This is a genomic window from Peribacillus frigoritolerans (assembly GCF_001636405.1).
Lineage (GTDB): Bacteria > Bacillota > Bacilli > Bacillales > DSM-1321 > Peribacillus > Peribacillus frigoritolerans.
Map to the genome: position 1 here is coordinate 1333332 of NZ_KV440950.1, position 20797 is coordinate 1354128.

A 20797-nucleotide genomic window follows, 5' to 3' on the forward strand; every position below is an offset into this window, starting at 1 on the left:
TGTCAAATTAAAAATGTAACTTTACCACCTTGGAGATGGAAACTTTTGCTGTCATTTTCCTGATTGGAGCATAAGATGATATAGCCCATTTATTCCTCATTAAAATTAAGGAGATGTTATATTTGTCAGGTTGTGAACAGGGTTTTGATCGCGGGTTTGGATTTGGTGGAGGTTTCGCCTTAATAGTCGTTTTGTTTATACTCTTAATCATTGTTGGAAGTAGTTGTTTTTAAGGCGGGAAAGAGCGGCTTCTGCTAAAAAAAGCATAAAATAGCCCGACCTTTATTGGTCGGGCTCCAAATGTAGATAATTAAGTCTGTCTGTAATTATTAAAAAACGTTCGGAGTTGATTTCAGAAATCCGCTCCCTTTCCACCGACTGTCTGCCAAGCCTCCTCACCGCAAGCGGCTGTGGGGTCTCGGCTAGCCAGTTATTCGGCAGGAGTGTTGCAAATTCCTCATAAGGATAAACGGGTCTTCATTTGAATGGTCCGGGGTGAGACCATTCCGGAGATTTGCAGGCTAACTCGATAATAATCAAGTTGTCAAAACTTGAACATTTATTTCCACTCTAGGCATTCGCTTTCGGCGGGTGGCTCGCCCTCGGCTGGGGATCTCCTTAATACTCGATTTTCTCGCAGGAGTCTCGAACCTTCCGATCCAATCAACTAGAATGTTTTTTTACTAGACTTAAATCAGCCTAGATACTGCTTTAATATTTCTAATCCTATTTTTAACTCATCGAATGAGTTTGTGGAAGAAAGTGCAATACGCAAATACATATCAGGGGTGGTTTGCCCGCTTTGAAAACGATTGGAATGAAAAACCCGAATGCCGCGCCTTTTCAAATCGGTTTCCAGCTGTAACGCATCGTTATGCCCTTTAATTGGAAGCCAGCGATATAGACTGAGAGGATGTCCGACATCCTTTCTTAAGGGGAAATATTCCGAATAAATATCATTTGCAGTTTGTGCAAGCCGTTTCTTATGAGAAACAATTTCATGAGCCTTTCCTGATAGGATTAGCTCTGAGATGACCTCTGCATCAAAAGAAGAGGTCTTTACATTTATGTTGAAAATGGCCTGGGAAATTTTCTCGCGAAATGTTTCTCCATAAACCATATAGGCAACTCTTAATCCGGAACATATGGACTTAGAGGTGCCGCAAATATAAACGCTCTGTTCCGGAAGCAAATGGAACATCGGCTGCCGGTAGTCGGGGATAATGCCTGCCGTCAGGAATGCATGAATATCATCCTCAATCAAAATTAAACGATGCTTTCGGATAACCGCTGCCAATTCTTGCTTTCGAATATCCGACATCATGATTGTGGTCGGATTGTTGCAGGAGGGCATCAGAAATATCCCGTCAATATTTGTTTGACAACATTGCTTTTCAAGTTCATCTGGCAGCATTCCAAACTGGTCTCCGTGAATGGGCACTAACTTAATATGAAACATCTTTGCCAGCTCGATAAAGTTTGAATAGGTATATAAGTCGGTTGCAATTCTATTACCAGGCTCAAACAAAGCAGCGAGGGCAACAGCCAATGCATTTTGGGCACCGGAAACGATTGCTATATGCTCTTGATCCGCGTGAATGCCGAAAGATTCCATCCAGTTTAGAGCTGCTGTTTTTTGATGTGGAATCCCAGTCGGATCGTTGTAATTGAGCAGCTGTTCCAAATAACTTTTGTTCACGGTTTTTTGTAAAGTTTCTGAAACGATATCATTGGTTTGCTCAAAAGATGCCACAAAACCAAGATCGATGCTGTTTGCCGTTTTATCCGCGGAAATGGTTATGGAACGAGTGGCATTGGGAGCCACAAAGGTTCCGCTTCCCGTAACGGCATATATCAATCCCTTTACCTCGCATAATTTGTAGGATCGGGTAATCGTGGTGAAGTTTAAGTCAAGAAAATCTGCCAATTCTCGTTGAGGGGGCAACTTGGTTCCAGGTGCTAAAAAACCATTTATTATATCTTGTTCAAGTAATGATGCGAGAGATTTATAAAAAGGACGCTTTAATGCATTCTTATCAGGTTTCCAGGACATTGGATAATTGTCAAACGAATTTACTGGCATACTTCACCTCTCCTAGTCTTATTCCATACAATCATATCATTTTTTGTATGGAATTCTAATGCTGAAACGGTCGGCTTTAAAAGAATATAAGGTGATTAGCCTATCAGACTCCCTCATTTTGATGAAATGGGGGAATTTTATTTTAATTGTAATCCATACAATTAACTTGTTTTTTGTACGGATTTTGTATGTTAAGTTTAAATAAATTTAGCCATCAGGATGTGATTTATATGAAAAAACGAACTCAACTGATACCAGCATTTCGTGCGGCTTTTCCGTACACAGTGCCCATTTTGGCAGGCTTTTTATTTTTAGGCATCGCTTATGGAATCTTTATGAATTCATTAGGGTTCAGCGCGATTTACCCGATATTGATGAGTCTAACGATATTTGCAGGATCGATGGAGTTTATTGCAGCCAATTTATTGCTTGTCGCGTTCAATCCGATTAACGCCCTTTTTCTAACCTTAATGGTGAATGCACGGCATTTGTTTTATGGCATATCCATGCTTGATAAATATAGGGGGACCGGTAAGAAAAAGCTGTATCTGATTTTTGGGCTTTGCGATGAGTCTTTTTCCATCAATTGTACCGTTGATGTACCGAAGGATGTCGATAAGGGCTGGTTCATGTTTTTCGTGACAATGCTCAACCATTGCTATTGGGTGATAGGAGCAGCGATTGGCGGCATCTTTGGCTCTTTTGTCAAATTCAATACAGAAGGACTCGATTTTGTTATGACGGCTCTCTTTGTCGTGATTTTCATTGAACAATGGATGAAAGAGAAAAACCATCATAGTGCTCTTGCTGGGCTTGGCCTGTCAGCTGTCTGCCTAATTATATTTGGCGGGAGCAACTTCATTATCCCTGCCATGTTTGCCATTTTGGGGTTACTTTCCTTACTTAGAAAGCCGTTAGAGAAAGTTGAGGTGAGAACCATATGACAATGACTTTAACGCAGCAAATCATTACAATTGCGATGGTCGTTTTAGGTACAATGCTTACAAGGTTTCTTCCGTTCATCGTTTTCCCATCAGGAAAACCCACACCGAAGTATGTACAGTATCTCGGTAAAATGCTGCCATCTGCAGTAATTGGGCTTTTAATCATTTATTGTTTAAAGGATGTAAGCCTGCAATCCGGAAGTCATGGCATCCCTGAATTCATTGGGGTGGCGGTAGTTGCCCTGCTTCACGTTTGGAAGAAAATGATGCTCCTCTCGATAGCGGGGGGAACGATTGTCTACATGATGCTGATTCAATTGGTTTTTTAAAGAGATAATGATCAGCACAGCCAACTCACATCACAATTACTGATATCAATGGAATTGGAAGGGGCAGGTTTAGTGGCCCGTGCAAAGGAAGTCAAACGAAACCATCGGACAGGATTTTATCGGATAGACGTCCTCCATGAGCAAAACCTGATCGCAGCCATGGAGGCAGTGTCATACCGAAAAGATCATAATTTTATAGAACTTGATGAACAAAATTAAGCACTAATAGTTTACGAGCAGAGCTGTCTTTAAGGCAGCTTTTTCTTATGGCATTTTAGGGCAGGGTAGTTACATGCATTTCTTCATGAGTTATTGAAACATTAATCAATCCTCTTTCCAGCAATCCTGAAATGAATCGGTTATTCTGAATCGCTAATAAGGCTAGGCAGTGGGCATGCCTAGCCTTTTCATACTCAGGAAAGTTGTTGTGTAGGAGTAAACTTGTAGTTTCTTAGGAAAATCATTACTGAACTTAATAACAATGATAGTAAACCCACGAATACCACGTATTGTGTCCCCAGCTCTGATATGAATAATCCACCTGCTGCAGCACCGATTGTCGTTCCCAAGTTAACCGCTGTTAAAAATAGTCCATTAGCGAAATCAGGAGATTCGGGGGCTGAAGACATGATCCAGTATTGATTGATATTACCCCCTATACCAGCTAAAATCCCCCAAATTAATGTAAGGATAGCCATAGGAATGGTGAACTGTCCAAGTAAGAATAATATGATGTAAACTGATCCCAATGCAAAAGGGAAAATCACTACAGATTTGTTCGCATTTTTAGTAAGCAGCTTCCCTGCCGCGATGTTTCCAATAATATTGGCACCACCGTAAATGAGTAACATTAAACTGATTGTGTTCGAAGACATATTCGTAACAGTTTTCAGATACTCAGTAAGATAGCTATAAACTCCAAATACGGCTGAGTTCAATAGAATGACAGCCACAATGGATAGCCATGTAATTGATTTTTTTAATACGGATAATTGCGCTCCGTAAGAAAGTTTTTCCTCAACAGGCATGGATGGTACAAAAATCAATGTAGCAAGAAATACAATCGCATTAACAATCGCAAAGAATGCCATCGCCATTTCAATCGAAACGGCATTAGCAATAAAACTTACGATGGGTACACCGACTACCATTCCAGCGGATACTCCGATAAAAACTTTAGAAACAGCTTTTGGGGCTTCCTCCTTGCTGACGGAGTCGGCCGCTACGGTAAAAGCCAATGAACAGTATATCGGATGAAAAAAGGCTGGAACTATACGGGCAACTAATGCAAGGGTAAAGTTAGTTGTAAATATGGATACGATGTTCCCCAAAACGAAAACACCTAGCACAAGCAGCATGACCTTCTTCCGGTTCATCCCCGAAAATAATAACGGCATAGTCGGACCGGATACAGCTACAGCAAGGGCAAAAAGACTCACAAGCAATCCTGCTTTTGAGATGCTGACATGAAAGTGATCGGCAATGGAAGGCAAGATGCCAATTACCCCCATTTCAGTATTGATGATTCCGAAAACACCGATGGTTAATATAAAGATAAGTAAGGTATTTTGTTTTTGCAAAAAAGTTCCTCCAAACCTCTTCCTTTAATCGACTTTTTCAATATGAACTGTGAAATCACCATGAACATTTTCAATGTTTTCTTTTCCAGATTCAATTTTCCCTAGTTTAATAAGCCCATTTGAATATCCAAAGTCCTTATAAAATATAGCTAAATTCCCCCATGGAGCAAAATAAGTGAAGTCTCCTATTTTAGGGTCAATTCCTGATGGCGCCTCTTTAGTAGATAATTTATTTGGTGGATAACTGATCTTTTCCGTTCCTCCATAATCTTCAAATGTTAATGTAAGGGGGAGTAATGATAAAAAATCCTTACTTGTTGGATTATCATACATGTTGACAATGACATCTCCGTTGTTAAGTGTTAATTTTATTCTTATATCTTTCATAGCATCTACCCCTTCATTATCTCTTGTAGAATCTTGGCTATCCCTATTGTTTGATTCATCAGCTGTCACTTCTTGTTTGCTACTATTGATAGTCAAATTTTCTTCGTTGCTTGTGTTTTCTTCATTGGTCCTACTATTGCAAGCTGTTAAAAACAATGAAGATACTATGAATGTTAACAATATCCGTTGAACGGTCTTCTTCATTAAAATCCCCACCCTTCACTTCTAAAGTTATTTCAGTTTTTTTGAACTACTTTTTTCTCCTGCCTCTGAATAAATTTCAAAGCATAATGTGTCCCAGCAATATAGATTCCCATGATAGATAGGTGGTCAATTAAAAACCTTAGAGTGGAATCATCCTCCAAGTTTCGTTTTATTGTTCTGTAATCCATCCTAACTTGGCTTCTCTGACTATTAATCCAAGTTGAATATCATTGTCGTGGAAAGGGAATTACTTTCATACTAAAAATCCAGTATATGGTAAGGATTAACAACATCCTTCAAATCTACATACGTATGGAATTCCATTCAGACAAAAAAATGTGAGTCCCGACAAGATTTGCAGGACTCACACAGTGGTTTCACTCAAGGTAACATTGCACGCAAAGCTCGCTGCGATCCATACAGGCCTTATTTCTTCTTCAGATTTTCTTTGAAGAAGGACTCGAGCTTATCAAAGGGGATTAAATTCACCCGGTCGTACAGATCCACATGACCTGCGCCCGGAACAATGTAGAGTTCCTTCGGTTCGGCCGCCAGCTTGTAGGCGTCTTCGCTGAACTCTCTGGAATGAGCGTTTTCACCCGTGATGAAAAGCATCGGGCGTGGGGAAATCGTCTCTATGTCTTCGAACGGGTAAAAGTTCATGAACTTGACGTTACTGGTCAGAGTAGGGTGTGTCGTCAGTTCCGGCGATGTGCCCTTGGGAGTGAATTCACCTCTTGGAGTGCGGTAGAAGTCATAAAACTCACGTTCAATCGCCGTTGAGTTTTCATTCAGTTCATGTACTGTCCCACTGGTGTATTTGGTTTTACCGCCTGTGAACTCCACATAGCGTTGCTCCGATGCCTCTTCGAGAATCTTCTTTCTCTGCTCAAGAGTCTGCGAGTGTTTAAGCCCGTTACGGTTGGCGGCCCCCATGTCGTACATACTGACTGTCGCAATGGCTTTCATGCGTGGGTCGATCTTGGCTGCGCTGATGACAAAGCTCCCGCTGCCGCAAATCCCGAGAACACCAATCCGATCTCTGTCAACAAATGGCCGGGTGCCTAGGAAATCCACCGCAGCACTGAAATCCTCGGCATAGATATCCGGCGAAACTGCGTTGCGGGGCTGACCCTCACTCTCTCCCCAGAAAGACAAATCCAAGGACAAAGTAACAAATCCCCGTTCAGCCATTTTAGTGGCATACAAATTCGCACTCTGTTCTTTTACTGCGCCCATAGGATGCCCGACAATGATCGCGGGATTTTTGGTGTTCTTTTTCAAACTTTTGGGTATGAAAAGGTTCCCTGCGACATTCATGTTGTATTGGTTTTTAAACTCAACCTTCTTCATGGTTACCTCGTTGCTCTTGTAAAAATTGTCTGCCCCATTGGACATGTCCGGCGTGTATGCAGCGCAAACGCCGGTCGCGGATAAAAGCAAGCCCAGTGCTAACACTGTGAGTACACGCCTGATAATCGTTTTTTTCTTCATTTTTAAAACAACACCCTTTCTTATTATTGTTTTGAAAAAAATTCTTTTGTGACTATCATGGTGTACATTGCCCTCGTTCAAAAAGAAATCCTCATTGATTGATTAATCAACATCTGTTTATAATTATTAAATAGAAACAGGATGCTCTCAATGGTTAAATGAACGCAATTCGTTGATTACTCAACAAATCAATAAAAATTGTTGATTATTTTTAGGAAAGTTTGGTGACCAAACCATGCCGAAAGTAGACAGAAGAATAACCAAAAGCCAAGAAGCCATTAAAAAGGCTCTCATTGAACTGATGTCCGAAAAAAGTTTTGATGACATTACCATTCAGGATATTGCAGACAGAGCAAATGTTAATCGAGGAACCATCTATCTTCATTACTTAGATAAATTTGATCTATTAGATAAAATCATGGAAGAACATATAAACAACATGAGTAATTTTTGTGAATCGGCAACTGAAATGGACTATATAGAATCGACTGTACACTGTATGGAATACTTTAAGGGCAATTATTTATTCTTTTCGACGATGTTAGCGAGTGAAGGAGCTCAATATTTTCGCAGTCAGTTCCTTAAGTTCAATATCGAAGAGTTCAAGAAAGATGTGGACATAACAAAAGGGAAAAATGCCGATCAAAATGAAGATGTAATTGTTCAATTTGTTGCAAATGCTTACGTAGGGGTAGTGGAATGGTGGTTAAAGAATGGAATGCCTTATCCACCTCGTGCCATGGCAGAAAAAGTGGGGGATTTGTTAGAGAGGATTGTATAACTAGCTAATGAGAAACTTACCTGGGATAGTTGTCTCTGTAAGAAAAGGGGTGTCTATAAGGCATCTCTTTTTTTATGGAACAAAAGGGATAGATTGGTGTAGAAGGACTATTACAGGAATAGTGGAATTATAATTAATGGAATATATTTTTAACTGTAGTCCAAGGTTCCTTAAAAGTTGCTTGATTTCAAATCAATTGCATAGTAAGGAGAATTTTAGTATGAAAATAAAATGGTTTGGACATTCTGCCTTTTTACTAACATCCGAAAGAGGAACCACGATTCTTATTGATCCATATTATCGCTTCATCCGTTACCGTATGCCAAGCATTGAACCAGATATAGTCGCCGTTACCCATAATCATTTCGATCACAATAAAATTCAAGCTGCAACAGGTGATTACTTGCTTGTGAATGAGCCGAAGGAATACATCCGCGAAGATGTAAGAATTAGGGGATTTAAGACATTTCACGACAAGGTAAATGGCGAGAAGAGAGGCCCCAATATCATATATCGTTTCCAAATGGACGATCTGACAATCTGTCACTGCGGAGATTTAGGGCATCTATTATCAGAAGAACAACTAAATGAAATTGGAAAAGTGGATGTTCTCATCATTCCTGTAGGAGGTACATTCACGATTAATGCCCTAGAAGCCACTCAAGTAATGCGTCAATTGAAATCTACTATTACGATTCCCATGCATTATAGAACAAAGTCATTGTCGGTTGTTGGCTTGATGTTTTCAAAGGTAGATAAGTTTCTTCAGATTTCCGGAAAGCGAACAACAGAAGTTAAGACATTGGATATTTCCAAAGAAAATTTGCCGGAATATGCTGGTGTCGTTACCATGCTCTATGAATGAATATAAGGCTGCGATGTGAATCACAATGATTGCGATGTCTAAAAAATGTTGCGAATTGATAAGAGATCCTGTAAATAACGAAAGGGCAGGTTAGTTAAAGAACAAAAAGGGAAGATACTAATCAATGAATTGAATCAATTAAGCTTCCTCTTTACGTTATAAGGAGATAGAATATAAATAAAAAGGTGATGACAATAAAAAAAGTAAAAAGTATCCTATTCTTTCTTCTTGGGGCCATATCTCTTTTGATTGGTATCGCAGGGACTGTGTTACCAGTTCTGCCAGGCGGTCCGTTTTACTTATTTGCTGCCTTTTGCTTTGCTAAAAGCTCCAAGTCGATTGAAAACTGGTTCAAGAGCACCTCATTATATGAAAAATACGTTGAAGCATTCCTGCAAAAAAAAGGCATGACCCGAAGAGAGAAAATAAGAATCAATTTAATTGCCGATTTCTTCATCGTGATTTCTGTATTTTATGTGGACATCCTATTGGTGAAAATCTTATTGGTCGCACTCGCCCTCTACAAACATTATTATTTCATTAAAAAAATTAAGACAATTGATCGAAACGGTACGGAAAAAAGAGCGTTTTGAACCTTCAAATAAAGGAGTTGCTTCGGCAGCTCTTTTTCTCATGGTTCTAAAGAAGGAGGATATTTCAATAATAAAAAAATATATATATAAATTTGGTAAAGAAGGGAGGTATCGTTTGCTTTAATGAGGATGGTATTCCAGGTTAATGGATTATAAAAGTTTATTCAACAAACAGGTACATAAGTTGAGAACCAGAGCGCCGAATGGTGGTTTTTTTGCTAATAATGGGTGCGTTAGCTGAAGGTTAGAGCGTCTTTTTTTTAAGCTTTTTCTTATGGGACTATCGCAGCAGGTTAGTTAAACAAGCTATGATGAACCAACTGAATACTTAATGGAAAAAGGAATTTTTGACGGTTGTGTGAACAGGTAGGATTAGCAACTAGACATAAAGAATACCTATTTATAAAAGGGGGCTTCTTTAATGGAAAAAGAAAAATTACTAGCTGTGAAATGTTCGTGCTGCAAAAAAGAATTAGACGCAATAGACTTGGTCATCATAAATGAATCACTTCAGCTGACGCATATTCAATGTCCTTATAAAGGAGAAAAAGCAATTATTGATGTAGGATATTTTAATGATGTATTCCGACAATACCTGATCGGTACCCATGAAAAAGCCCCTATAAGTGGGGGGATGTAAAGTCCATGGCTTTGCATTTTTAGTAAAAACCTTGTTAATTCGGTTCTATAAAGAGCTATGTCGATCAGTTCTACAAAAGGGGCAGGATAGTTCAACAAACGTAGTGGCTGGAACCGTTTTCTTCTGGGGTACCGCCAAAAAGGGCGGGCAATTACTGCCCGACCTTTCAACTATACTCCACGACATAGATATGGGATATTTATAATACGAAACTATCATTCCTCAATATGTATGTAGATTAGCTTTACTTTGCAAATAAGTGGTTACCTATTCTAATGACTGTTTCCCTTGTGAAAATCCATTCATCTGTTGCCGACATCGGATTATAATAATAAACAGAACCATGAGTAGGATCCCAACCTTGTAATGCATCAATAACAGCTCGATAAGAATGGCTATTTGGGGTCAAATAATATTGGCCATCATGTACAGCTGTAAAAGCATTTGTCTGGAAAATAACATCGTAAGTATTTTTAGGAAAACCTGACGCTGACATTCGGTTCAAAATTACTGCAGCGACAGCTACTTTTCCTTCATAAGTTTCTCCTCGAGCTTCTCCATGAACAACCCTGGCCATCATTTCAATACTATTTAATTTTTGTTGTGTTTGGTTTCCAAAAACTCCATCTGGCAATATTCCAGAATCTAGTTGAAGTTGTTTCACCGCATGATCAGTAATTGAACCATAATACCCTGTTGGTTGCCTGTTAAAGTAACCCATTTCCTTTAAATTTTCTTGTAAGTCATAAACTGCTTGTCCTTGACTTCCATTGTGTAAAACTTCTTGAGCAAAGATTGAATTGGGTATAAGAAACATGAAACAAATAAAAATAACAAACGACATTTTTTTTACATTTACCATCAAGTAATACCACCCTTCGATTCATTTTCCTACTATTCTACCTTATCATACAAGAAAAATAGATTTATATTACATTATTACTATTTTAAACCAAAATTTTAGGGGGTCTTCAGACAAATTCATCTGTTTTCTGGGTACCGCCTATCGCCATCAAGCTTAGTAAAAGGATTATACCCAAAACGAAAAATTAAGCTATATGCTGCTGAAGATAGCTTTTTTCGTTTTGGGGCGTAAAGAAATTTTAACTTGATGGGGTGCTACAAGACCCCTTATGGAACTATCGAGGCAGGATAGTTCAACAAAACATCGAGAATTATAAAGTTTACAAGTGGAACCCTGCGTAACACTCAGGTGCTTAGACGGTAGTATACTGACAAATGGCAGTCTGTTATAGGATAATGGGGATATATATTTGATGGGCAAAATATTAGGGGGAAACTCCATATAGAAGGATGTGCTTAACGATGAATGTAGAAATGGTCATGCAGGAGCTTGAAGCCCTAGGCAAGGAACGAACTAAAAAAATGTACATATCCAATGGTGCGCATGAGCCGCTTTTTGGCGTGGCGACAGGTGCCATGAAACCAATTGTAAGGAAAATAAAAATAAATCAGGATTTGGCTGAAGAGCTTTATTCGACAGGCAACTATGATGCAATGTACTTTGCAGGCATCATTGCAGACCCAAAAGCCATGACGGAGTCTGATTATGATCGTTGGATGGATGCTGCATATTTTTATATGCTGTCCGATTATGTAGTGGCTGTAACTTTATCGGAGTCAGATATTGCACAAGAAGTATCCGATAAATGGATTGCAAGCGGTGAAGAGCTGAGAATGTCAGCGGGCTGGAGTTGCTACTGTTGGCTATTGGGGAATCGAAAAGACGTTGAATTTTCAGAAAGCAAAATTTCCGATATGCTGGACCTTGTGAAGAATACGATTCACGAATCGCCAGTACGAACGAAATCCGCCATGAATAATTTTCTATACACCGTGGGGATTTCCTATTTGCCGCTCCATGAAAAGGCAGTCGAGACCGCAAAGGCAATAGGGATCGTAGAAGTCAAACGGGACAAGAAAAAAACCAGTTTTCTAAATGCATACGAAAGTATTCAAAAAGAAGTCGGTAGAGGAAGGCTTGGTTTTAAACGCAAGCATGTAAGATGTTAAAATTGGTTTTGCAAAATGAAGGATAATCCAGGAAAATCAATGTGTAAAGCACTATTATTTAAACATTGATTATGGTGTTGAATATAAAGAATTAGAAATTGGCTGTTCAGTATATTCTTTATCCTTAGAGGATAATAAGTATATTCTTCACGATGATTTTAATGGTTACATCTTCATCAACTAACGTGTGTTTTTTTCAATAAGGGAGTTACTTTGGGTCTGAGTTTGTAGACAAAAGGGGTTTTATCTAAATTTCAAAACAGGATTGATTGGAACGGAAGGTGCGAGACTCCTGCGGGAAAAGCGCGTCATGGGGAGACCCCACAGGCGCAAAAGCGCCGAGGAGGCTCCCGGACCGCCCGCGGAAAGCGAGTGCCTGGAGTGAAAATCGACGTTCTAGGTTTTATAAACCTAAATAAAAATTGAGACGAACTTGTTCTTCTTCATCGAGTTTGTCTACAGTCTGGGAGTTGCTTAGGCAGCCTTTTTCTTGTTGATGAACCATTGCACACTAAATGTGGGGTGAATGATACTTGAAGTCATGTAGGTATTGGATATGGGCAAACACTTCACTCAGCAGAAATAAACGCTCAACGTGCCATCCAACTTTCAAAAGAAAAGTCAGACAAGGGCATCGTCATTGTACAAGAGGATGGAACAATGATTGAGTCTGCAGGTGAAGAGGAAGAATTACGTTTTTCTTACCGGATAGATGACAAGAATTTTATGGAAAAACTAAAAAAGGCTAAAATAAGTGTGAAAAATTATAATAAATTGTATGCTTTAGTCAACAGAATGAAATTGAAAGATTTTACAATAAAAGATTTAACAACACATCTCTATTGGGATGAAAGCAATGCACGGCGCATTGTAGTAAGTTTATGTGAAGTTAACTTAGCAGAAATCATTGGTGAGGAATCTTATTCTTCTCGAGGAAGACCGAGTAAAATTTATCGTTTAAAATAAGACCCATTTTCGGGTGTTTTTAGAGTAGTATTAAACTAGATCTTAAAAACTTCTATGAAGTAAACGAATCACTAGATAGCTCGACTATTTAAAGGCATCCATTACAGGTGCCTGATTTTTTTTGTGGACCTTAACAGTGTAAGCAACTGAATAATGAATCACAAGAAAATCCATTTTGAACAAACCTTTTTCAAAATGGATATTTTTTATTTAATATGGGGGTTAAAGAGTACTGATTAATCTTTATTGCTACAGCAGTTAAAACATTTCATTAACTTCCCATGATTCGACTATTTGATGCGCCATCCTTGGATCATATCCTTTACCCATCAGATAGGCAATAGCTGCAATTTCCATCATTGCATGAGGGACAGATGTTTTTTGAGCTTCGTTTAAACCATACTGTACCCAAGGGCCAACCTGTGACAATGTTTCTTGTTTGAGATGGTGTGGGTTAGTGTAAGAAGGATACACAATATTACATCCTTTCAAAAATATAGATAAATATCACAATCCTATTTTATGCACCTTAACTTATCCCGTGTTCGATATTCTCTAATTTTATAGATAAAAATTATGGGTCAAAGGATGTTCTTCTTCAACAATGGGTGGAAATAAGATTTTATTAACACAAAAAATCAAGATGATGATGGGTGTTTTTATCTTTTCCCCGGCGGTGGACAAGAACATGGTGAAACCATTCATGACGCATTATTAAGAGAGTGCATGGAAGAGGTTGGAGAAGAAGTGGAGATTGGAGAGCTGCTTCATATTCGTGAGTATATAGAAAACCACGAGCATTCTTCATTCGATTTTCATGTTCACCAAGTTGAATACTATTTTGTTTGCAACCTGGTAAAGGAAAAAAGTAATAAAGCGCCTACCAATCCAGGTAGTCACCAAGTAGGGGTAGAATGGATACATATTAATGATTTACTTCAGTATAGGATATATCCTAAAGAACTAAGGAAATATATCATACAGCATGTTAATCATGAAAAGTCTCCAGTTTATTTAGGGGATATTAATTGAAGCCTTGTTCAACAAACGGGCGCGATGAATCAGCTAAAAGAGTGAATAAATTAAGCCATATTCTTTCGAAAAGAATATGGCTATTTAAATTGATTCGGTAGTTTTGAAAGATTGTTTTGCAGGATTACCTTTAGCGGGACACTTCGCCGGAAGCAAATCATACACCTATTAATCTCGTCATAATACACTATTTTCATCTTATTCCATCTGTAGTATCGTTGTTTCACAGAATACATAAATGGGGAGAGTCCCACACAAAAGGAGGTCTTCCAAATGAATAAAGAATCAGTACTGATCGTGGAAGACGAAGAAAAGATCTTAAGGCTGCTTGAATTGGAGCTTGAAATCGAAGGCTATCAAGTCGGCAAGGCAATGGACGGCAAGGAGGCCCTTGAGGCATATCAATCAAGAAAGTGGGATTTGATCTTATTGGATGTGATGCTTCCGGGTATAAGCGGGATCGAGCTGCTTCGGAAAATTCGAACGAAGAATAATATCACTCCTGTCATCCTGTTAACGGCAAAAGGCTCGGTTGAAGATAAAGTTTCCGGTCTTGATCTCGGCGCGAATGACTATATCACCAAACCTTTCCAAATTGAGGAATTGCTTGCCCGAATTCGTGCGGTTTTAAGAATGCGGCCTGCAGCACCTTCAATGGAAGCTGAAATCGGTGGATGGCTAAATACTGCCGATTTAAAAGTGAATGTCAAAACACGCGAAGTCATTAGAGGTGATAGCCATATTGAACTAACGCCAAAGGAGTATGATTTACTTCTATATTTACTGAAGAATAAGCGTCAGGTGCTAAGCCGTGATCAAATTCTGGGAGCGGTTTGGGGGTATGATTTCCAGGGAGAAACAAACGTTGTGGATGTGTATATCCGTTATGTTCGCAAAAAGCTCGAACATGGCTTTGAAACGCCGCTCATTCATACCGTAAGAGGCGTTGGCTACGTCATGAAGGAAGCAAAATGAGACTTCGCAAGAAAATAAACTTATATACAGCGGTGTTATTCATTTTCCTGCTGCTTTTGATGAATGTTTCCATTTATTTTGTTTTCAGTAATCTGATGATGGTGAATGAAATGAATCGTGCGAAAGCGGAGACAGGGAAAATTGCCTTTGATGTTAGTGAAAATGTTAATAATATATCTCCAAATGATTTACTTCGAGCCTATCTGCCTATAGATGGCATGATTGGTATCGTAATCGAAGGTCAACGAAAAGGAACAGCTGTTACATCCAATTCTGAAAAACAATTAAGCAATCGAAATAGCAGCTTTTACCCCGGTGAGAAGAGCGAGATCATCACTTATCAGCAGAAAAAGTATGTATTCGTTTCAAACCCGATCGTTTGGGGGGATGGAAGTGTAGTTAATCTTCAAATCACCAAAAGCATGTCAGCAACCGAAGAAATGCTCGCTGTTCTGCGCATCGTATTAATCGCAGTAACCATCATTGCCATGATACCTGTTCTGATATCAAGCACTATTCTTAGTAACTTCATCGCCCGTCCGATTCGATCGATGATCGATACGATGAAGGAAATTCAAACTAGCGGCCAATTTAAGCGGCTTAGCCTAGAAGAAAAATCAAAGGATGAGCTTGTGGAAATGGGAAAAACATTTAATCACATGATCGATTTACTGCAGGCCAACTTCGAAAAACAGGAGCAATTCGTATCGAATGCTTCACATGAATTAAAAACACCGCTAACTGTCATCGAAAGCTATGCAAGCCTTTTGAAGAGAAAAGGGTTGGAGCGTCCTGATTTGTTTGATGAATCCATAGAGGCCATTCATTCTGAAGCCATTAGAATGAGAGAGATGACTGAGCAAATGCTCCTGCTTGCAAAGCATCAGGAAAAATGGAATATAGAGAAGGAAAACGTCAATCTGACCGATATCATGGCAGAGTTAGCGAAAGTATATAAGAATGCGTACAATCGGACAGTGGAGATTTATAGTGGCGATGCAATTGAAGCAGTAACGGATGTTCAAAAGTTAAAACAGCTTTTGTTTATTTTTTTAGACAATGCCAGAAAGTATAGTGACGAGCTAATCTCCGTCTACATAGGACAAACAGGTAATGAATCATATATCCGCATCGAAGACAGAGGGGATGGAATTCCAAAGGCTGAATTGCCAAAAGTGTTCGATCGTTTTTATCGTGTAGATAAAGCTAGAAACAGAAAGCAAGGCGGATCAGGATTGGGGCTTTCCGTGGCAAAGGAAATTGCTGATGCAATAGATGTGCGGATTGAAATGGACAGTCTCGAAGGCAGGGGAACGATCGTTACACTTTTATTTAATTAAGCCAGAATGATGTTGGATGGGGGATACGATGAAGATTAGAAAAGTGCTGATAACAGCCGGATCGACTCTCGTTTTTGGTCTGCTATCATTCGTCGGATTTCAATGGTGGGCTCCATCATTATCCGCGGAAAGTTTGACGAAAGAAGAAGTGAACCAGACAGCAAAGGATAAATTTCCTGGAACCATTATGAAGACAACGAAAAGTGAAGGTGAAGAATATCAGATTGAAATGCAGCTTGAAACCGGGGTCTATCAAATTAGGATGGATGCGAAAAGCGGGGAAGTCCGTTCTATAAAAAAAGAAACCATAGGTCATACAGCTGAAGCGACTACGGAAAAAATACCTCAAAAGCAACTGACCCAAAACGAAATAAAGACGCGTATTTCCTCACAAGGTGACCTGGAACAAATTGATTTTGTACAGGAGAAAGACAACTCCTTTTATAAAGCAGTGGTAAATAAGAATAACGAAAAAATCACCTTGATACTCGATCCATATACAGGAGCTATAATTGACTCGACACTGGTGGCAGATAGTATCATTACAGAAAGCGAAGCAATTGCGATTGCCGAAAAACATGTAAAAGGAACAGGTGACGATACAGAATTTTATCAACCTCTAGATCAGACACCTTATTATTTGGTCGAAGTTGAATTGGAGGACGATCGAGACGCAGTCGTTCAAGTGGACGGCTACACGAAGGAAGTAAAAACAATCACATGGGAAGATGACGAAGAGAACGATAATGATGGCCCTGAATAAAATAGTGGCTCATAAGGGTTTACTTATCAAGACGTAAATTGAATAAAGCAAAAAAAAGGGTGATGCTATTAGCTGTCTAATATGCATCACCCTTTTTGGCTTTGGTGAGTAAGAAAAATGCAAAAAAAAAGAGAAGGAACTGTAATAATTCTCACCAATTTCTAATCCTTCTATCATTTAACTCTAATTAACTATCTCTAACATGGAATAAAGCACCAAATGATAAAACAGAGCCAAAGAAGCGAGTGGATGAAAGGCATCTGGATTATTGTACATAAAACACTCCATCATATTTCTACACCTTAACAAAGTTTTGCAAAGAGAAAGGGGAATCAGTAATGTCAGTTATTTCTAGCATTCTGGATTACAACAAGACGTTTGTCGATCAAAACAAATATGAAAGGTTTCAAACGACAAAGTATCCAGATAAAAAGATCGTCATCATAACGTGCATGGATACCCGGCTATTGGAATTGCTTCCAAAGGCGATGGGGTTAAGAAATGGAGATGCGAAAATCATTAAAAACGCCGGAGCCATTGTTTCTCATCCATTTGGCAGCATTATGCGCAGTATCCTTGTCGCCATTTATGAGCTGAAAGTGGAGGAAGTGTGTGTGATCGGACATCACGGATGCGGTATGGTGGGGCTTCAATCCTCTTCACTGCTTGATGCCGCAAAGGAGAAGAAAATCAGCCAGGAGCAAATTGATCTCCTTACAAACTCTGGTATTGATTTATCAAAGTGGCTGACAGGCTTTCAATGCGTTGAGGAGAGTGTAAGGAATAGTGTCCATTTGATCAAAAACCATCCATTATTACCGGATTCCATTGCCGTCCACGGTATGGTCATCCATCCCGAAACGGGTAAACTGGATCGAATCATAGATGGATATAGCAATATTGTCAGCAAGGAAGAAATGCATATTCAATAAAAGAAGGAGCGATAAAATGAAGAGTTCTAGCAGGTTTGAAGGATATAACTTAGGCCATTTTCAGAAAGACCTGGTTGCCGGGGTTGTAGTTGGGATAGTAGCGATTCCTTTAGCGATGGCTTTTGCCATTGCTTCTGGAGTAAGGCCGGAATACGGACTGTACACATCGATTATTGCAGGAATCATGGTCTCCCTTTTTGGCGGATCGAAATATCAAATTGCAGGCCCGACTGGAGCCTTTGTCCCGGTCTTGTTAGGGGTGGTCATGCAGTTCGGATATGAAAAACTGTTAATCGCCGGTTTCCTGGCAGGTATCATGATTTTTCTTTTAGGTGTCTTCAAACTGGGAAGATTCATCAAGTTTATTCCGCGTCCAGTTACCATCGGCTTTACAGCTGGAATTGCCGTGATCATCTTCTCGGGGCAGATTGCCAATTTCTTTGGACTCAGTAACTTAAAAAAAGAAGAGGTCTTTCTTTTAAATATGAAAGAAATCTTAGTGAACTTCAATACAGTGAATATCTATAGTGTACTGGTAGCTAGCATAAGTCTGACTCTCGTCATATTAACTCCAAAATATTTACCGAAAATCCCTGGAGCATTGCTGGGATTGATTGTATCAACTCTTGTCGCCAGCTTATTCTTTCCAGGTCAGGTAGCGACCATAGGATCGGCATATGGCGCCATTCCTAATACATTGCCCCATTTTCAGTTTCCCCATATCACTGGCGGTCTGGTGATTGAACTCCTTCCGGCTGCTTTGGTCATCGCCATGCTTGGAGGTATTGAATCACTTTTATCCGCTGTAGTGGCAGACGGCATGACCAACAGTAAACATAACAGCAATAAAGAGCTGATGGGACAAGGATTGACCAATATGATTACGCCTTTATTTGGAGGCATTCCGGCTACAGGTGCCATCGCCCGTACTGCGACGAATATTAAAAACGGTGCAGTCTCCCCCATATCAGGCGTGATTCATGGGTTGGTGGTATTGCTGGTGTTAGTCAGTTTGGCGCCTTATGCTTCGGCCATTCCTTTGGCCAGCATGGCCCCGATTCTTATGTTTGTTGCATGGAACATGAGCGAACGCAAAGAATTTTCGCATATTTTAAAAGCCAAAACCATGGACTCGGTCGTATTGCTCGTTACCTTCGTGTTAACCGTAGTGATTGACCTGACAACAGGCGTCGGGATCGGATTACTATTAGCCATTCTATCGTTCGTTAAACTGATGAGCGGTACATTGAAATTATCAAAGGTATTACCAGATCCAGCTGATAAACTAGTTAAACCAGAAATGGTGCAACAAGGTTCAAGCTGCCCGCAGATTAACATTTATACGATAGAAGGACCTTTATTCTTTGGCACAATCGAAAGGCTGCAAGAAGAAATCGAGGAAATAATGCGATCAAAACCAAAAGTCCTCCTATTAAGAATGAGCAATGTGTCCTTCATCGATACATCGGGGGAAGCACTGCTAACCGACATCGTGAAGCAATTCAAGTTTCATAATCTACAAGTTCTGATTTCAGGAATTCAACAGGAACCTAAAGAAATGCTGAGAAAAACCGGATTTATTGAACTGGTTGGTGAGGAACAGTTCTTTTCCAGTACGGGTGATGCCATCAATAAAGCTTTATCCAAACTGGATGAGAACCGTTGTAAAGGGTGTAAACAGTTTTCATTTGCTGAATGTACCGCACTCTCACAGCAAGTTCAAAAGCCTGCGTTATTAAAACAAAGCAGAAAAAGGGAGATAGGGTTAACTTGACTCCCGTCAAGAAGAAAAAGGCATCTGCTTTTGGCGGATGTCCTTTTTCTTTGATTATAAAGTCTGTGCCGCCTATTACCCACGGTTTATCAGATTTCTTTAAGACAATACAAAACGCATGCCCTAATTAAGAGCATGCGTGAACGTTTATTCTTCTATGATTTCCAACTCTTTCAGGGCTTCAAGCGTAATCGTTTTGGCTTTGCTTCCGCTGCCGTCCATGTTCGTTGCGAAGGCCCATTTTCCTTTGTCCGTTTCGATGTACCCCACATACCAGCCCAATCCCATATCAGAAAGGCGTGTACCGGTTTTTCCATGGAGGACATATGAGTCCGCTTCTTCATTGATCATGATTCTCTTTACGGTTCTCATATGCTGCTTATCGATAGGCAGCTTTTCCTCTACAAGCTTTTCCATGAATTGGACTTGTTCCCGGGCGGAAATCTTTATGCTGCTGTCCAGCCAGAACTGATCGACCCCGCCGGAGATATCACGATTGCCGTAATCGAGCAGGTTCACATACTGCTGCATGTTTTCCGCCCCGATATCGCGGGCCATTGCTTGATAATACCAAATCACGGAATGCCTCATGGCTGAAGCAAGCGTATGATCTCTGTTCCAATCTTCAAATTCCCTGATTACGCCATCCCAGCGCTTCACTTCATATTCATCGCTCACCGCTTTTGTCTGTAAACCGATTAATGCATTCGCCACTTTGAATGTCGATTCTGGTGTGTAGCGTACTTTACTTCTCTGTTTATTATAGATAAATACCTTATCATTTTTAAAGTTTTGGAGTACCATCGTGCCTTCCGCACCATCGAAGGAATCCCCGATATCCAGTTCTTTCACCTTTTGATCGTTAGCACTTGCATGAATCGTGCTCATGGAACCAGTGACTAGCAGGACAAGAATGAAACATAACGTTTTGATTTTCATTACACACTCTCCTTTAAGGCATGGATTGATCGATCATCAAATAATTTCCATAAAATAGGTTGATAGCTAAAGTATACCTATTCCTGATGAAAAACGAAACCTTATTCTTGGGTTCCATCTAGATAGTATCGATTAAGGAGGA

Annotated in this window: 23 protein-coding genes; 16 read left to right on the top strand and 7 right to left on the bottom strand. The window is 39.7% G+C overall.

The features are described 5' to 3' along the window. Positions 1-113: 113 nt before the first annotated feature. On the top strand, positions 114-233 hold the full coding sequence (locus A6755_RS25900) for a YjcZ family sporulation protein (protein ID WP_084737495.1): 120 nt from the start codon (positions 114-116) through the stop codon (positions 231-233). Positions 234-694: 461 nt separating this feature from the next. On the opposite strand, the gene A6755_RS06595 is transcribed toward A6755_RS25900, so the two are convergent. Further along, the gene (locus tag A6755_RS06595; RefSeq protein WP_063590169.1) at positions 695-2083 is read right to left on the bottom strand and encodes an aminotransferase-like domain-containing protein; all 1389 of its coding nucleotides are present in this window, start codon (positions 2081-2083) and stop codon (positions 695-697) included. A gap of 188 nt (positions 2084-2271) precedes the next feature. Here A6755_RS06595 and azlC point away from each other — a divergent pair, with 188 nt between their 5' ends. From azlC to A6755_RS25905, 3 genes are all read left to right on the top strand, one after another. Further along, entirely contained in the window at positions 2272-3027 is a 756-nt protein-coding gene (gene azlC / locus A6755_RS06600; RefSeq protein ID WP_095679027.1) for an azaleucine resistance protein AzlC, read from the top strand. Beyond that, positions 3024-3356, top strand: coding sequence for a branched-chain amino acid transporter permease (locus A6755_RS06605; RefSeq protein ID WP_034304141.1), 333 nt, complete (start codon positions 3024-3026; stop codon positions 3354-3356). The genes azlC and A6755_RS06605 overlap by 4 nt, the downstream gene beginning before the upstream one ends. Positions 3357-3428: 72 nt before the next feature. Beyond that, positions 3429-3575: a hotdog family protein gene (locus tag A6755_RS25905; RefSeq protein ID WP_244889642.1), complete on the top strand. Its 147-nt coding sequence runs from the start codon at positions 3429-3431 to the stop codon at positions 3573-3575. A gap of 194 nt (positions 3576-3769) precedes the next feature. Here the strand turns inward: A6755_RS25905 and A6755_RS06610 are convergent, their stop codons facing one another. The 3 genes from A6755_RS06610 to A6755_RS06620 all read right to left on the bottom strand — a co-directional run bounded on the left by A6755_RS06610 (position 3770) and on the right by A6755_RS06620 (position 7021). Beyond that, positions 3770-4936 (bottom strand): MFS transporter, encoded by a 1167-nt coding sequence (locus A6755_RS06610; protein ID WP_063590170.1) that lies wholly within the window; start codon positions 4934-4936, stop codon positions 3770-3772. Positions 4937-4960: 24 nt separating this feature from the next. Then, positions 4961-5527: a cyclophilin-like fold protein gene (locus A6755_RS26955; RefSeq protein WP_063590171.1), complete on the bottom strand. Its 567-nt coding sequence runs from the start codon at positions 5525-5527 to the stop codon at positions 4961-4963. Between the two features lie 426 nt (positions 5528-5953). Further along, positions 5954-7021: an alpha/beta hydrolase gene (locus A6755_RS06620; protein ID WP_063592469.1), complete on the bottom strand. Its 1068-nt coding sequence runs from the start codon at positions 7019-7021 to the stop codon at positions 5954-5956. Between the two features lie 235 nt (positions 7022-7256). Here A6755_RS06620 and A6755_RS06625 point away from each other — a divergent pair, with 235 nt between their 5' ends. The 4 genes from A6755_RS06625 (at position 7257) to A6755_RS06640 (ending at position 9900) form a co-directional block, all read left to right on the top strand. Further along, positions 7257-7802 carry a TetR/AcrR family transcriptional regulator gene (locus tag A6755_RS06625; protein ID WP_063590172.1) on the top strand — a complete coding sequence of 182 codons (546 nt, stop codon included), beginning with the start codon at positions 7257-7259 and terminating at the stop codon, positions 7800-7802. Positions 7803-8022: 220 nt separating this feature from the next. Continuing rightward, the gene (locus tag A6755_RS06630) at positions 8023-8667 is read left to right on the top strand and encodes an MBL fold metallo-hydrolase (RefSeq protein WP_063590173.1); all 645 of its coding nucleotides are present in this window, start codon (positions 8023-8025) and stop codon (positions 8665-8667) included. A 188-nt stretch (positions 8668-8855) separates the two neighbouring features. Continuing rightward, positions 8856-9260 (top strand): YbaN family protein, encoded by a 405-nt coding sequence (locus A6755_RS06635; RefSeq protein ID WP_063590174.1) that lies wholly within the window; start codon positions 8856-8858, stop codon positions 9258-9260. Positions 9261-9681: 421 nt separating this feature from the next. Then, positions 9682-9900 (top strand): hypothetical protein, encoded by a 219-nt coding sequence (locus A6755_RS06640; RefSeq protein ID WP_034304131.1) that lies wholly within the window; start codon positions 9682-9684, stop codon positions 9898-9900. Positions 9901-10144: 244 nt separating this feature from the next. Here A6755_RS06640 and A6755_RS06645 read toward each other — a convergent pair whose 3' ends face one another. Further along, positions 10145-10762 (bottom strand): cell wall hydrolase, encoded by a 618-nt coding sequence (locus tag A6755_RS06645; protein ID WP_063575227.1) that lies wholly within the window; start codon positions 10760-10762, stop codon positions 10145-10147. Positions 10763-11226: 464 nt separating this feature from the next. Here A6755_RS06645 and A6755_RS06650 point away from each other — a divergent pair, with 464 nt between their 5' ends. Together A6755_RS06650 and A6755_RS06655 are read left to right on the top strand one after the other, a co-directional pair. Further along, positions 11227-11934 carry a DNA alkylation repair protein gene (locus A6755_RS06650; protein WP_063590175.1) on the top strand — a complete coding sequence of 236 codons (708 nt, stop codon included), beginning with the start codon at positions 11227-11229 and terminating at the stop codon, positions 11932-11934. A 660-nt stretch (positions 11935-12594) separates the two neighbouring features. Continuing rightward, the gene (locus A6755_RS06655) at positions 12595-12900 is read left to right on the top strand and encodes a hypothetical protein (RefSeq protein ID WP_063590176.1); all 306 of its coding nucleotides are present in this window, start codon (positions 12595-12597) and stop codon (positions 12898-12900) included. 258 nt (positions 12901-13158) lie between these two features. Here A6755_RS06655 and A6755_RS06660 read toward each other — a convergent pair whose 3' ends face one another. Further along, positions 13159-13374, bottom strand: coding sequence for a hypothetical protein (locus tag A6755_RS06660; RefSeq protein ID WP_054399744.1), 216 nt, complete (start codon positions 13372-13374; stop codon positions 13159-13161). 225 nt (positions 13375-13599) lie between these two features. Here A6755_RS06660 and A6755_RS06665 point away from each other — a divergent pair, with 225 nt between their 5' ends. From A6755_RS06665 to A6755_RS06690, 6 genes are all read left to right on the top strand, one after another. Continuing rightward, a complete protein-coding gene (locus tag A6755_RS06665; RefSeq protein ID WP_244889730.1) occupies positions 13600-13932 on the top strand; it encodes an NUDIX domain-containing protein in 333 nt (110 codons plus the stop codon). Between the two features lie 273 nt (positions 13933-14205). Further along, entirely contained in the window at positions 14206-14907 is a 702-nt protein-coding gene (locus tag A6755_RS06670) for a response regulator transcription factor (protein WP_034304119.1), read from the top strand. Next, entirely contained in the window at positions 14904-16247 is a 1344-nt protein-coding gene (locus A6755_RS06675) for a sensor histidine kinase (protein ID WP_063590178.1), read from the top strand. The genes A6755_RS06670 and A6755_RS06675 overlap by 4 nt, the downstream gene beginning before the upstream one ends. A 28-nt stretch (positions 16248-16275) precedes the next feature. Continuing rightward, positions 16276-17010, top strand: a complete 735-nt coding sequence (locus A6755_RS06680; protein WP_063590179.1) for a PepSY domain-containing protein — start codon at positions 16276-16278, stop codon at positions 17008-17010. A 338-nt stretch (positions 17011-17348) separates the two neighbouring features. Further along, the gene (locus A6755_RS06685) at positions 17349-17942 is read left to right on the top strand and encodes a beta-class carbonic anhydrase (protein WP_034304115.1); all 594 of its coding nucleotides are present in this window, start codon (positions 17349-17351) and stop codon (positions 17940-17942) included. 16 nt (positions 17943-17958) lie between these two features. After that, a complete protein-coding gene (locus A6755_RS06690; RefSeq protein WP_063590180.1) occupies positions 17959-19716 on the top strand; it encodes a SulP family inorganic anion transporter in 1758 nt (585 codons plus the stop codon). Positions 19717-19863: 147 nt separating this feature from the next. Here the strand turns inward: A6755_RS06690 and blaOXA are convergent, their stop codons facing one another. Continuing rightward, a complete protein-coding gene (blaOXA, locus tag A6755_RS06695) occupies positions 19864-20655 on the bottom strand; it encodes a class D beta-lactamase (protein WP_063590181.1) in 792 nt (263 codons plus the stop codon). Positions 20656-20797: the final 142 nt, after the last annotated feature.

Bases quoted from the DNA above. Each gene is read 5' to 3' on its own strand.
- A6755_RS06620 (WP_063592469.1), bottom strand. From the start codon at position 7,021: ATGAAGAAAAAAACGATTATCAGGCGTGTACTCACAGTGTTAGCACTG.
- azlC (WP_095679027.1), top strand. From the start codon at position 2,272: ATGTTAAGTTTAAATAAATTTAGCCATCAGGATGTGATTTATATGAAA.
- A6755_RS06605 (WP_034304141.1), top strand. From the start codon at position 3,024: ATGACAATGACTTTAACGCAGCAAATCATTACAATTGCGATGGTCGTT.
- blaOXA (WP_063590181.1), bottom strand. From the start codon at position 20,655: ATGAAAATCAAAACGTTATGTTTCATTCTTGTCCTGCTAGTCACTGGT.
- A6755_RS06655 (WP_063590176.1), top strand. From the start codon at position 12,595: ATGATTGAGTCTGCAGGTGAAGAGGAAGAATTACGTTTTTCTTACCGG.
- A6755_RS06680 (WP_063590179.1), top strand. From the start codon at position 16,276: ATGAAGATTAGAAAAGTGCTGATAACAGCCGGATCGACTCTCGTTTTT.
- A6755_RS06670 (WP_034304119.1), top strand. From the start codon at position 14,206: ATGAATAAAGAATCAGTACTGATCGTGGAAGACGAAGAAAAGATCTTA.
- A6755_RS06635 (WP_063590174.1), top strand. From the start codon at position 8,856: ATGACAATAAAAAAAGTAAAAAGTATCCTATTCTTTCTTCTTGGGGCC.
- A6755_RS06685 (WP_034304115.1), top strand. From the start codon at position 17,349: ATGTCAGTTATTTCTAGCATTCTGGATTACAACAAGACGTTTGTCGAT.
- A6755_RS06675 (WP_063590178.1), top strand. From the start codon at position 14,904: ATGAGACTTCGCAAGAAAATAAACTTATATACAGCGGTGTTATTCATT.
- A6755_RS26955 (WP_063590171.1), bottom strand. From the start codon at position 5,527: ATGAAGAAGACCGTTCAACGGATATTGTTAACATTCATAGTATCTTCA.
- A6755_RS06640 (WP_034304131.1), top strand. From the start codon at position 9,682: ATGGAAAAAGAAAAATTACTAGCTGTGAAATGTTCGTGCTGCAAAAAA.
- A6755_RS06595 (WP_063590169.1), bottom strand. From the start codon at position 2,083: ATGCCAGTAAATTCGTTTGACAATTATCCAATGTCCTGGAAACCTGAT.
- A6755_RS06690 (WP_063590180.1), top strand. From the start codon at position 17,959: ATGAAGAGTTCTAGCAGGTTTGAAGGATATAACTTAGGCCATTTTCAG.
- A6755_RS06625 (WP_063590172.1), top strand. From the start codon at position 7,257: ATGCCGAAAGTAGACAGAAGAATAACCAAAAGCCAAGAAGCCATTAAA.
- A6755_RS25900 (WP_084737495.1), top strand. From the start codon at position 114: ATGTTATATTTGTCAGGTTGTGAACAGGGTTTTGATCGCGGGTTTGGA.
- A6755_RS06650 (WP_063590175.1), top strand. From the start codon at position 11,227: ATGAATGTAGAAATGGTCATGCAGGAGCTTGAAGCCCTAGGCAAGGAA.
- A6755_RS06645 (WP_063575227.1), bottom strand. From the start codon at position 10,762: ATGGTAAATGTAAAAAAAATGTCGTTTGTTATTTTTATTTGTTTCATG.
- A6755_RS06630 (WP_063590173.1), top strand. From the start codon at position 8,023: ATGAAAATAAAATGGTTTGGACATTCTGCCTTTTTACTAACATCCGAA.